The sequence below is a fragment of the Acidovorax sp. LjRoot194 genome, from assembly GCF_964253015.1.
Lineage (GTDB): Bacteria > Pseudomonadota > Gammaproteobacteria > Burkholderiales > Burkholderiaceae_C > Acidovorax.
Genome location: NZ_CAXUQB020000001.1, coordinates 1158983 through 1170684 on the forward strand (window position 1 = coordinate 1158983; position 11702 = coordinate 1170684).

Sequence of the window (11702 nt, forward strand, 5' to 3'; positions counted from 1 at the left end):
TTTTAAGGGCCGCACGGAACCTACCGCCAATAACAACCCCAAAAAGGGCGGGTCCATCGCACTGATGGCCCCGCCCTTTTTGCTTTCTTTCTTTTCTCGCGCTTTCGGGCACCCGCTTTTCCTCTTCTAACACTCCATGTCCGACAACACCCAGGGCCTTCGTGTCCAGTCTGGCTCCGCAGCCCTGCGCGCCGGGGTCGAGCTGCTGTCCTCCATGCGGTTCGCGATCTCGCTGCTGACGGTGATCTGCATCGCCTCGGTGATCGGCACGGTGCTCAAGCAGCATGAGCCCGCGGTCAACTACGTCAACCAGTTCGGGCCCTTCTGGGCCGAGCTGTTTGGGGCCATCCAGCTCAACGCGGTGTACAGCGCCTGGTGGTTCCTGCTCATCCTGGCGTTCCTGGTGACCAGCACGTCGCTGTGCATTGCGCGCAACACGCCCAAGATCATTACGGACCTCAAGGTCTACAAGGAAAACATCCGCGAGCAGAGCCTCAAGGCCTTCCACCACAAGGCCGAGGCCGACCTGAACGAGTCGGCCGAAGCCGAGGCGCGCCGCATCGGCACCATGCTGGCGGGCGGCGGCTGGAAGGTGCGCCTGCAGCAGCGCGACACGGCTGCCGGCCCTGGCACGGGCTGGATGGTGGCGGCCAAGGCGGGTGCGGCCAACAAGCTGGGCTATATCGCGGCGCACAGCGCCATCGTGCTGGTGTGCCTGGGCGGGCTGCTCGATGGTGACCTGATCGTGCGCGCCCAGATGCTGCTGGGCGGCAAGACGCCGTACCAGGGCGGCGGTCTGATCGCCGACGTGAAGCCCGAGCATCGCCTGTCCGAGCGCAACCCCACGTTCCGGGGCAACCTGCTGGTGGCCGAAGGCACGCAGTCGAGCACGGCCATCCTGAACCAGTCCGACGGCGTGCTGCTGCAGGACCTGCCGTTTGCCATCGAGCTCAAGAAATTCATCGTGGAGCACTACTCCACCGGCATGCCCAAGCTGTTTGCCAGCGAGATCGTCATCCACGACAAGGCCACGGGCGAGAAGACCCCGGCACGCGTCGAGGTGAACCACCCGGCCAGCTACAAAGGCATCGAGATCTACCAGTCGAGCTTTGACGACGGCGGCTCGCACCTGAAGCTGCGTGCCGTGCCCATGGTGGCGGGCGCCAAGCCGTTCGACATCGAAGGCGTGGTGGGCAACTCCACCGAGCTCACCAACAAGGGCGGCGGCCCGGGCAGCGACAAGCTCACGCTCGAATTCACCGCGCTGCGCACCATCAACGTGGAGAACTTTGCAGGCGCCGGCCCCGGCAGCACGGGCGTGGACGTCCGCAAGGTCGACCTGCGCGAATCGGTGGAGTCGCGCCTGGGCGCGGCCAACAAGACGGTGACCAAGAAAGAGTTGCGCAACGTAGGCCCCAGCGTGAGCTACAAGCTGCGCGACGCCGCAGGCCAGGCCCGCGAATTCCACAACTACATGCTGCCGGTGGACACTGGCGACGGCGCGCCCGTGTTTCTGCTGGGCGTGCGAGAGACGCCGTCCGAGCCGTTTCGCTACCTGCGCGTGCCGGCCGATGACAGCGGCAGCATGGATGGCTTTTTGCGCATGAAGGCCGCCTTGGCCGACCCGGAGGCCCGTGAGGTGGCCGTGCGCCGCTATGTGGCGCAGGCCATCGATGCCTCGCGCCCCGAACTGGCCGAGCAGCTGCGGCAGTCTGCATCCCGCGCGCTGGCGCTGTTCGCGGGCCGGGGCATGGTCGATGGCAAGCCCACCGGCGGCCTGCAGGCGGTGTCGGACTTCATGGAAGCCAACGTGCCCGAGGCCGAGCGCGCGCGCGCCGGCGAAGTGCTGGTGCGCATCCTGAACGGCACGCTGTTCGAATTGGCGCAGCTGTCGCGCCAGCGCGCGGGTCTGGCTGCGTTGCCGCAGGATGAAAAGACCCAGGGCTTCATGACGCAGGCGGTGCTGTCGCTGTCCGACGCGCAGATCTACCCCGCACCGCTGGTGTTCGAGCTCAAGGACTTCACGCAGGTGCAGGCCAGCGTGTTCCAGGTGGCACGCGCCCCGGGCAAGAACATCGTCTATCTGGGCTGCGCCTTGCTGATCCTTGGCGTTTTTGCCATGCTCTACGTGCGCGAGCGCCGCGTATGGGTTTGGCTCGCCCCCCGCGACGGTGATGGCACGCTCAGCCACGCCGTCATGGCCCTGTCGACCAATCGAAAAACCATGGACGGCGACCATGAGTTCGTCCAGCTTGCACAGAAACTGATCGGGGCCACCAAGGCCCCGGAAGGCACCGCATGAACACCGCCACCCGCAACACGACCACCGTAATCACCCTGAACGAGGGGTTCTTTGCCCGCCGCAACTGGTTCGACTGGCTGTTTGCCGCCATCGTCGTAGCAGGGGGGCTGTATGCACTGCAGCGCTACGGCAGCTTCATGGATGTGTACGAGAAGGGCATCCTGCTGGGCGCCATCCCGTGCACCATCTGGCTGTGCTGGTTCTGGCGCCCGCTGCGCGTGCTGCTGCTGGTGGTGGCGGCGGTGGCGCTGATGGCCATCGGCCTGTACCAGCAGGACGGTGCGGGCAGCCTGGCGCGGGCCGATGCGGTGTTCGGCCTCAAGTACTTCCTGTCCAGCCAGTCCGCCATTTTGTGGATGAGCATGCTGTTCTTCATGAGCACCATCTTCTACTGGGTGGGCATGTTCTCGCGCGGCGAAGGCCGCACGATGAGCCTGCTGGGCTCGCGCATCGCCTGGGTGGCGGTGGCCATGGCGCTCATCGGCACGCTGGTGCGCTGGTACGAGAGCTACCTCATCGGCCCGGACATCGGCCACATCCCGGTGAGCAATCTGTACGAGGTGTTCGTGCTGTTCTGCTGGATGACCGCTGCGTTCTACCTGTACTACGAGCAGCAGTACGACACGCGCGCCCTGGGCGGCTTCGTGATGCTGGTGGTGAGCGCGGCGGTGGGCTTTCTGCTCTGGTACACCGTGGTGCGCGAGGCGCATGAGATCCAGCCCCTGGTGCCGGCCCTGAAAAGCTGGTGGATGAAGCTGCACGTGCCCGCCAACTTCATCGGCTACGGCACCTTTGCGCTGGCCGCCATGGTGGCCTTTGCCTACCTGATCAAGCAGCAGGCCACCGAAACCCGCTGGTACAAGCTGGCCCCGCTGTGGCTGCTGGGCGTGGTGCTGTGCTTCGAGCCCATCGTCTTCCGCCAGGGTGCCACCGAGAACGGCGGCAGCTACTGGATGGTGTACTTCGGCATCTCCGCGCTCATCGTCGCGGGCATCTTGCTGGGCCGCAAGCGCATCGCGGCGCGCCTGCCGTCGTTCGAGATCCTGGACGACGTGATGTACAAGTCCATCGCCGTGGGCTTTGCGTTCTTCACCATCGCCACCGTGCTGGGCGCCCTGTGGGCGGCCGAGGCCTGGGGCGGCTACTGGAGCTGGGACCCGAAGGAGACCTGGGCGCTGATCGTCTGGCTCAACTACGCGGCCTGGCTGCACATGCGCCTGATGAAGGGGCTGCGGGGCACCCTGTCAGCCTGGTGGGCGCTGGTCGGCCTGGCGGTGACCACGTTCGCCTTTCTGGGCGTGAACATGTTCCTGTCGGGGCTGCACAGCTACGGCACGCTGTAAGAACACCGGGGCGCCATTCCCCGGGCGGCTGGACGGATGCGGACGCGTGCGAACAGGGTGGTGGGGTCGGCGCGACAGAAACAGAAACTATTGCGTCTTCGGTGTAACCTGAGCGGTACAGGGAACGAACTAGCAGTTGTTCTGCTCTATCGTCACACTGTTTCAACCCGAGAACACCGGAGACCGCCATGCTGATCCCGCCCCGCGACAAAGGCTTCAACCACCCGCACTCCTCGGAGATCACGCCGCGCTCGGTCTACGAGGACCGGCGCCAGATGCTGCGCCTGATGGCCGGTGGCGCAGCAGGCGCTGCCATGGCAGCCTGGGCGGGGCGCGAAGCCATGGCGCAGGCAGCGGCAGTGCCCAAGCCCGGCAAGCTGGCCGCGCTGGCCAGCACCCGGTCGACGGTGGCTGGGGCCGTCACCATGGAAAAGCTCACCGACTACAAGGACGCGAGCACCTACAACAACTACTATGAATTCGGCACCGACAAGGCCGACCCGGCGCGCAACGCCCACACCCTGAAGACCACCCCCTGGACGGTGGAAGTCGAGGGCCTCGTCAAGAAGCCGGGCAAGTACAGCATCGAAGACCTGCTCAAGCTCAGTGCCCAGGAAGAGCGCATCTACCGCCTGCGCTGCGTGGAGGGCTGGTCCATGGTGGTGCCGTGGGTGGGGTATTCGCTGGCCGAGCTGATCAAGCGCGTGGAGCCCCAGGGCAGTGCCAAGTACGTCGAGTTCGTGACGCTGGCCGACAAGGCGACCATGCCGTTCGTCGGGTCCCGCGTGCTGGACTGGCCGTATGTGGAAGGCCTGCGCATGGACGAAGCCATGCACCCGCTCACGCTGCTGAGCTTCGGCATGTATGGCGAGGTGCTGCCCAACCAGAACGGCGCACCGGTGCGCTTGGTGGTGCCGTGGAAATACGGCTTCAAGAGCGCCAAGAGTCTGGTCAAGATCCGCTTCGTCGAGAAGGAACCAGGCACGGCCTGGAACAAGGCGGCCAAGCAGGAATACGGCTTTTACTCCAACGTGAACCCCGAGGTGGACCACCCCCGCTGGAGCCAGGCCACCGAGCGGCGCATCGGCGAAGACGGCCTGTTCGCCAAGAAGCGCAAGACGCTGATGTTCAACGGTTACGAAGCGCAGGTCGGCCAGCTTTACGCCGGCATGGACCTCAAGAAGTTCTACTGAACCTGGGTGCGCCGGGCAGGGCCACTGACCTGCGCCTGTTCGGCCATCCACCGCCCTCCGACTTTACGCTTTCACGCCGATCCCCCAGCCTGGGCTCCCCATGCGAAAACTCTTGCTTCATCCGGCCGCCAAGCCTGTGGTGTTCGTGCTGTGCCTGTTGCCGCTGGCCTGGCTGGTCTACGCCACGGCCACCAACCAGCTGGGCGCCAACCCGGCCGAGGCGCTGATCCGCGCCACTGGCGACTGGGCGCTGCGTGCGCTGTGCCTGGTGCTGGCCGTGACGCCCGCGCGCGTCATCACTTCCACGCCGCAGCTGGCGCGGTTTCGGCGCATGCTGGGATTGTTCGTGTTCTTTTACGCCGTGCTGCACCTGCTGAGCTACGCTTGGTTCGACATGGGGTTCGATCTGCCGGACATCCTGCGCGACATCGCCAAGCGGCCGTTCATCCTGGTGGGCTCGCTGGCGTTGCTGCTGCTCACGCTGTTGGCCGCCACGTCGTTCAACCGTGCCATCAAGGCGATGGGCGGCAAGCGCTGGCAGGCGCTGCACCGCACGGTCTACGTCGTCGCCGGGCTGGCCATCCTGCATTTCTTCTGGATGCGCGCCGGAAAGAATGACTTTGGTGAAGTGGCCGTGTACGCCGCCATCCTGGCCGCGTTGCTGGGGTGGCGCCTGTGGCAGCGGCTGCGCAAAAGCAAGGCGGCGCGTGGGGCCGCGGTGCAGGCATCACCTGCTGCCGCACGGACGAGGTAGTGGCGGGTCCTCGCACCCGATGCTATTGAATTGATAGCTGCTGGCGCTTGCTGGAAAAGCGGTAGCGCCTTTTTTAATCACAACAGGTAGCCGTCTACCGCACAGGCTGGGCGCGCATCTGCCGGCTGACCGGGTCGATGTAGGCCGTAGGGATCTGGTAGGCACGGTCATCGAAGAGATCGATACCGCACATCAGGTTCTCGATCCAGTCGAAGAAGTCGCCGATGGCCTTCTTGCCCATGATGGGGGCGCCATGCTGCGGCACCAGCATGGAAATCTCCAGCTTCCGCGCCATCTGCGTCCACAGCCGCAGAATCTTGTTGGAGACCATGTACCGCCGGTGGAACCCTTCCATCCGCGGGATGTGGGGCTTGAGGTCGGTGACCGGCACGCGCGCTTCGGCCCCAGACATCATCGACACCCCCAGGTCGCCCGTGAACAGGATGCGGCTGACCGGGTCGTAGAAGTGGAAATTGCCTTCGGAATGCATGAAGTGCGCCGGCAACAGCACCAGCTCATGGCGCCCTAGCGGCAGGTGACCGCCGCTGTCAGGCACGCCGATCACGCGGTTTTCGGTCTTGCCGACCTTGGTGAAGTGGGGTGCAAACCGCTCCCACACGCGCGAGATCACCAGGTCTGCCTTGGTGCTGGTCATCCACCGGTCCAGCGAAGCGATGATGTCCGGGTCTGCGTGCGAGGCGATCAGGTACGACAGCTTATGGGGTGGGAAGTGCTTGGTCATCCCCATGAACAACTCATTGAACGCCAGGTTGCCGCCCGGGTCGATGATTGCGCCGGTGTCGTCGTCCACGATCAGGAACTGATTGGCCTGCACGGCCTGGCCGTCTTCCTCGATGAGGTCGGTGAACATCAGACAAGCGTGATTCTTGTCGCGGTAGAGTTCCAGGGCCATGGCCATCCTGCAGTGCAATAAAGCACCGAATCTACGATGGCCCCTGCCCAGCGTCCTTGATAGAAATCAAGGGCGAAGGGATTGATGGGCAGCGGCTGGCGCGGTCGCTGCTGGCGCTTCAGCGCGGTGCGGAGGCGGCGTCGGCAGGCGCTGCTGCAGCGGGCGGCACCGATGCGCTGGGGGTGCTGTTGTCGACGCTGCTCCCGGTGCGGTCCCTGTTGGGCGTCAGTGTTTCAGGCAGAGTGGCCCGCTGCGCGGCCGCCGGACCCGTGGGCAAAAACAGCGGCCCCCGTTGACCACAACCGACAAGGGCTGCCGCACTGGCAGCAAGGACAAGCGTCCTGACTAGAATTTGGGAAGCTTTCAACATGCGCAAATTGTAATGACCGACCTTGAATTTCTCGACCACGCCGAAAAACTGCTTCTCGCCGTCGAGCGCAGTTGTGATCGCATCAACGACGACACGGACGCCGACGTGGATGCCCAGCGGTCGGGCGGCATGGTGACGCTCACTTTCCCCAACCGTACCCAGATCGTGATCAACCTGCAAAGGCCGCTGCACGAGGTCTGGATGGCTGCCAAGTCCGGCGGCTACCACTACAAGTTTGATGGCACCGCCTGGCACGACACTAAGGGCGCCGGAGACTTCTTTGCCTGCCTGACCCGTGATGCCACGCAGCAGTCAGGGATGGCGCTGCAGTTCTCCGCCTAACAGGGAGTGGCTGTTTAGCGAACGCTGGGTACAGCGCACGGCGTTGACCTCAGGTATCGCAGGGATAGAAGGTCTGGGGCCGGCGGTCGTTCGCTGACCGGCCAGCCCAACAAGGAGCCTACTGAACCCTGCTAGTTGCGAAACAGATCGAGGATGCGGTTTCGCTCTTCGGTCGGCGGTGGCGCGTGGGGGGCTGTCCCTGCGGGCGATGCGGCAGACCGGTCGTCCAGCCCCACATTCGCCACACCCGCATTGCGGGCGTATTCTTCATAGAACCACTCGCCGCCCACGTTCACGACGCCTGGCGGCACTTTGGCTTCCATCACCGGCACGCCCTTGAGCGCCCGCTCCATGAAGCTGATCCACACCGGCAGGCTCAGGCCCCCGCCCGTCTCGCGGCTGCCCAGGTTGCGTGGCGTGTCGTAGCCGATCCAGGTGACGGCCGCGACCGTGGGCTGATAGCCCGCGAACCACGCATCCACCGAGTCATTCGTCGTGCCGGTCTTGCCATACAGGTCCGGACGCTTGAGCGTGGCCTGCGCGCGGGCTGCGGTCCCAGAGCGTGTGACCTCCTGCAGCAGGCTGTTCATGATGAACGCATTGCGGGCATCGATGGCGCGGGGCTGCTCGCTGGTCTCGGGTGGCGTGGTTTCAGAGATCACGCGGCCCTTGTGGTCGGTCACTTTCGCGATCAACCAGGGGTTCACGCGATAGCCTCCATTGGCGAACACCGAATAAGCCGTCGCCATCTGCAGCGGCGTGACGGAGCCAGCGCCCAGGGCCATGGTCAGGTAGGCCGGGTGCTTTTCCGCATCGAAACCGAAGCGCGACACCCATTCCTGCGCGGTCTTGGGGCCGACAGCCTGCAGGATACGGATCGAGATCATGTTCTTGGACTTGGCCAAACCGGTGCGCATGCTCATCGGGCCGTCGTACTTGCCGTCGTAGTTCTTGGGTTCCCAGGGCTGGCCGCCCGTGGTGCCCGCGTCGAAGAACAGCGGTGCGTCGTTGATGACCGTGGCGGGCGTGAAACCTTTCTCCAGTGCGGCGGAGTAGATGAAGGGCTTGAAGCTCGAGCCTGGCTGGCGCCACGCCTGCGCGGCGTGGTTGAACTTGTTCTTGTCGAAGTCAAAACCGCCGACCAAGGCGCGAATCGCTCCGGTGCGGGGGTCCAGAGCCACCAAGGCACCTTCCACCTCAGGAAGCTGCGTGATTTCCCAGGCATTCTTGGGCGTCTTCACTACGCGGATCACCGCGCCACGGCGGATCTTGATGTTGGGCGGCGCTTTGTCGCTCAGGCCCGACTGGGCCGGTTTGAGGCCATCGCCGGTGATCTCGAGCATGTCGCCGTTGGCGCGCGCTGCGACGATCTTGCGGGCCGACGCCTCCAGAACGACTGCCGACAGCACATCGCCGTTGTCGGGATGATTGGCCAGCGCATCGTCGATGGCGTCCTCCACATCCTGAGCACTGGCAGGCAAGGCGACAAACTTCTCCGGCCCGCGGTACTGCTGCCGGCGTTCGTAGTCCATGATGCCCCGGCGCAGCGAGGCATAGGCAGCCTCCTGCTCTGCAGCATTGAGGGTTGTGTACACATTCAGGCCGCGGGTGTAGGCCTCGTTGCCGTACTGCGTGAAGATGAGCTGGCGCGCCATTTCAGCCACGTATTCCGCGTGTACCCGGGTGGTGTCGGGGCCGGAGCGGATCTTGAGGTCTTCTTTCTTCGCGGCGATGGCTTCGTCGGCGGTGATGAAGCCGTTCTCCTGCATGCGCTCAATGATGTAGAGCTGCCGTGAGCGCGCACGTTTGGGGTTGCTGATCGGGTTGTAAGCGGACGGGGCTTTTGGCAGCCCTGCCAGCATCGCCGCTTCGGCAACGGATACTGATTTCAGTGGTTTGCCAAAATACGCCTCGGACGCTGCAGCAAAACCATATGCACGATTCCCCAGATAAATCTGGTTCATGTAAATCTCGAGAATCTGATCTTTGGTCAGTAAATGCTCAAGCTTGAACGTTAGTAAGATTTCGTAAATTTTGCGTGTAAATGTTTTCTCTGAAGACAGATAAACATTTCGCGCTACCTGCATTGTGATAGTTGAGGCACCTTGGCTCTTCACACGCCCGAGGTTGGCCAAGCCTGCACGCACCACACCCTTGTAGTCGACGCCGCCATGTTGAAAGAAGCGTGTGTCCTCGATGGCCAGCACGGCGTCCTTCATGACCGTGGGGATGTCCTGGATGGGCGTCAGGTTGCGGCGCTCTTCACCAAATTCTCCCAGCAAGGCACCTTCCGAAGAGTAGACCCGCAGGGGGAGCTTGGGCCGGTAGTCCGCAAGGTCGGAGATGTCGGGCAGGTTCGGGTAGGCCACGGCCAGCGCCACCGCGATGGTCAAGGCAAGCCCGAAAGCTCCGGCCAGCGCCAGCCCTGCGGTCCACGCGAAGGCAAGAAAGATCCAGCGAAGCCAAGTGGGGCGAGCGCGAGGGGCAGGGGAGTCCGACTTGTCGGAAGGCTTCGAGGGAGAGGGCGACATATCGCTCCGGAGAGGTAAGACCGTCCATTATAAAAAATGCAGCTCCTGTAGGGCGAAATCCTCTGCCCCTGTCGTCTCGTCGCCCGCCGAAAGGTGGGACGCTGCCGCTGAACGGTGTTGCGCAACCACCAAAAATCGTCTGCTTTTGGCAACGCTTGAGGAACGTTACAGGGGGAAAAATCTTTGCTGGAGAAGTACCTTACTGATAGCATTCATGTGAAGTGTTAAGTTTTGTTGCCTCATTTTGGCAAGTTACAGGGGACCAATCTTGAGCTCAATGGGGTCTTTGTTCAATCGCCAGTCGGCGCCGCTGCTGGGAATCGACATCAGCTCGTCCAGCGTCAAGCTCGTGGAGCTTGCGCGCGACAAGTCCGGCGCGCTGGTTCTGGAGCGCTGCGCAATCGAGCCGCTGGAGCGCGGCTGGATCAGCGACGGAAACATCGAAAAGTTCGATGAGGTGGCTGACGCGTTGCGCCGTCTAGTGAAGAAAAGCGGCACGCGGACCAAAAACGTGGCCCTGGCACTGCCTCCGTCGGCTGTCATTACAAAAAAGATCACGTTGCCCGGGGGAATGACTGAGCAAGAACTTGAGGTTCAGGTTGAATCGGAGGCCAACCAATACATCCCTTTTTCTCTAGACGAGGTCAGTCTGGATTTTTGTGTCATAGGACCAAGTAAAAGCGCGCCTGGTGATGTGGAAGTGCTGATTGCCGCATCACGCCGCGAAAAAGTACAAGACCGCCAGGGACTGGCAGAGGCTGCGGGTCTGAAGCCGATAGTTGTTGATATTGAGTCTCACGCATCGCGCTTGGCTGCGGGGCGATTGATAGAGAGCTTGCCCAATAAAGGAGTGGACTCTATTGTGGCTCTCTTTGAGGTGGGCGCACTCACAACCAGTATGCAAGTGATCCGTAACGAAGAGGTCCTTTATGACCGAGATCAAGCATTTGGTGGGGCTCAATTAACACAACTAATCGTGCGCCAATACGGATTTTCGCTGGAAGAGGCTGAAAGCAAAAAACGAAGCGGCGACTTGCCCGAAGACTATCAGGCTGCAGTACTGCGTCCGTTTGTGGATAGCATGGCTCAAGAAATAAGCAGAGCGCTGCAATTTTTCTTCACCAGCACCCCCCACAACCGTGTCGATCACATCATGCTTGCTGGGGGATCGGCGCCGTTGCCAGGACTAACTGAAGCGGTAACTCAACAAACCGGGTTTGCCTGCACTACAGTGAATCCGTTTGACGGCATGGAAATTGGAAGTTCCGTTCGATTGAAGAAAATGGTACGTGAAGCGCCTTCCTATCTGACTTCTTGTGGCTTAGCAATGCGGAGATTTTTGCAGTGATTCTCATCAATCTTCTACCTCATCGTGAAGCAGCTCGCAAGCGTCGTAAAGAGATTTTTCAGGCGACGATGTTTGGGTCGTTTCTAATTGGCTTGGTAATTGCCGGTGCTATTTATTGGTGGTTTCAAATGATGATCACCACGCAGCAAGAAAAAAATAATTTTCTTCAGGGCGAGATCAAGATTTTAGAAGATCAGATAAAAGAAATTGCCACCATTGAAGATGAGATCGCAGCATTAAAAGCACGGCAGAAGGCAGTTGAAGACCTTCAATCTGATCGCAACTTGCCAGTGCATTTGCTCAACGAGTTGGTGAAACAGATTCCTGAGGGTGTCTATATCAACAATATCAAGCAAACTGAAAGTGTCATCTCTATGCAAGGGGTTGCTCAGTCTAACGAACGAGTTTCGGAGATGTTGCGAAATTTGACTGACAACACCCCATGGCTGTCCAAGCCGGAGTTGGTTGATATTGTGGCAGGTAATATTCCTTTGACTCAAAAGGACTTGCGGAGAGTAGCAAATTTCAATTTGCGTTTTCGGTTAATGCGCACGGCTGATGTCAAAGGAGCGAGTGCTCCTGCCAGTGCTTCGCAGGGAAAATAAA

General features: G+C 61.8%; 10 protein-coding genes. 7 read left to right on the forward strand and 3 right to left on the reverse strand.

Annotated features, from left to right (window positions below):
- Window positions 1-136 precede the first annotated feature (136 nt).
- The 4 genes from ACSQ3N_RS05330 (at window position 137) to ACSQ3N_RS05345 (ending at window position 5592) form a co-directional block, all read left to right on the forward strand.
- Window positions 137-2302 (forward strand): cytochrome c biogenesis protein ResB, encoded by a 2166-nt coding sequence (locus tag ACSQ3N_RS05330; protein WP_436145771.1) that lies wholly within the window; start codon window positions 137-139, stop codon window positions 2300-2302.
- A complete protein-coding gene (gene ccsB / locus ACSQ3N_RS05335) occupies window positions 2299-3645 on the forward strand; it encodes a c-type cytochrome biogenesis protein CcsB (protein WP_436145772.1) in 1347 nt (448 codons plus the stop codon). The genes ACSQ3N_RS05330 and ccsB overlap by 4 nt, the downstream gene beginning before the upstream one ends.
- A gap of 188 nt (window positions 3646-3833) precedes the next feature.
- Window positions 3834-4838 carry a protein-methionine-sulfoxide reductase catalytic subunit MsrP gene (gene msrP / locus ACSQ3N_RS05340; RefSeq protein WP_436145773.1) on the forward strand — a complete coding sequence of 335 codons (1005 nt, stop codon included), beginning with the start codon at window positions 3834-3836 and terminating at the stop codon, window positions 4836-4838.
- Window positions 4839-4938: 100 nt separating this feature from the next.
- Window positions 4939-5592, forward strand: coding sequence for a sulfite oxidase heme-binding subunit YedZ (locus ACSQ3N_RS05345; RefSeq protein ID WP_436145774.1), 654 nt, complete (start codon window positions 4939-4941; stop codon window positions 5590-5592).
- A 94-nt stretch (window positions 5593-5686) separates the two neighbouring features.
- On the opposite strand, the gene ACSQ3N_RS05350 is transcribed toward ACSQ3N_RS05345, so the two are convergent.
- Window positions 5687-6505: an MBL fold metallo-hydrolase gene (locus ACSQ3N_RS05350; RefSeq protein ID WP_056173589.1), complete on the reverse strand. Its 819-nt coding sequence runs from the start codon at window positions 6503-6505 to the stop codon at window positions 5687-5689.
- 118 nt (window positions 6506-6623) lie between these two features.
- On the reverse strand, window positions 6624-6875 hold the full coding sequence (gene lptM / locus ACSQ3N_RS05355; RefSeq protein ID WP_082517123.1) for an LPS translocon maturation chaperone LptM: 252 nt from the start codon (window positions 6873-6875) through the stop codon (window positions 6624-6626).
- 12 nt (window positions 6876-6887) lie between these two features.
- Here lptM and cyaY point away from each other — a divergent pair, with 12 nt between their 5' ends.
- Window positions 6888-7217, forward strand: a complete 330-nt coding sequence (gene cyaY / locus ACSQ3N_RS05360) for an iron donor protein CyaY (protein WP_056173417.1) — start codon at window positions 6888-6890, stop codon at window positions 7215-7217.
- Between the two features lie 131 nt (window positions 7218-7348).
- On the opposite strand, the gene ACSQ3N_RS05365 is transcribed toward cyaY, so the two are convergent.
- Complete coding sequence (locus ACSQ3N_RS05365) at window positions 7349-9748, reverse strand: penicillin-binding protein 1A (RefSeq protein ID WP_056173420.1); 2400 nt, start codon at window positions 9746-9748, stop codon at window positions 7349-7351.
- A 268-nt stretch (window positions 9749-10016) separates the two neighbouring features.
- Between ACSQ3N_RS05365 and ACSQ3N_RS05370 the strand changes: the two genes are divergently transcribed.
- Window positions 10017-11096: a pilus assembly protein PilM gene (locus tag ACSQ3N_RS05370; protein WP_056173422.1), complete on the forward strand. Its 1080-nt coding sequence runs from the start codon at window positions 10017-10019 to the stop codon at window positions 11094-11096.
- Entirely contained in the window at window positions 11093-11701 is a 609-nt protein-coding gene (locus ACSQ3N_RS05375) for a PilN domain-containing protein (RefSeq protein WP_056173424.1), read from the forward strand. The genes ACSQ3N_RS05370 and ACSQ3N_RS05375 overlap by 4 nt, the downstream gene beginning before the upstream one ends.
- The last annotated feature ends 1 nt before the right edge of the window (window position 11702 follow it).

What these genes read in the sequence shown, in the direction of transcription:
- ACSQ3N_RS05345 (WP_436145774.1), top strand. Translation starts at nt 4,939, where the DNA reads ATGCGAAAACTCTTGCTTCATCCGGCCGCCAAGCCTGTGGTGTTCGTG.
- ACSQ3N_RS05350 (WP_056173589.1), bottom strand. Translation starts at nt 6,505, where the DNA reads ATGGCCCTGGAACTCTACCGCGACAAGAATCACGCTTGTCTGATGTTC.
- ccsB (WP_436145772.1), top strand. Translation starts at nt 2,299, where the DNA reads ATGAACACCGCCACCCGCAACACGACCACCGTAATCACCCTGAACGAG.
- ACSQ3N_RS05365 (WP_056173420.1), bottom strand. Translation starts at nt 9,748, where the DNA reads ATGTCGCCCTCTCCCTCGAAGCCTTCCGACAAGTCGGACTCCCCTGCC.
- cyaY (WP_056173417.1), top strand. Translation starts at nt 6,888, where the DNA reads ATGACCGACCTTGAATTTCTCGACCACGCCGAAAAACTGCTTCTCGCC.
- lptM (WP_082517123.1), bottom strand. Translation starts at nt 6,875, where the DNA reads ATGTTGAAAGCTTCCCAAATTCTAGTCAGGACGCTTGTCCTTGCTGCC.
- ACSQ3N_RS05330 (WP_436145771.1), top strand. Translation starts at nt 137, where the DNA reads ATGTCCGACAACACCCAGGGCCTTCGTGTCCAGTCTGGCTCCGCAGCC.
- msrP (WP_436145773.1), top strand. Translation starts at nt 3,834, where the DNA reads ATGCTGATCCCGCCCCGCGACAAAGGCTTCAACCACCCGCACTCCTCG.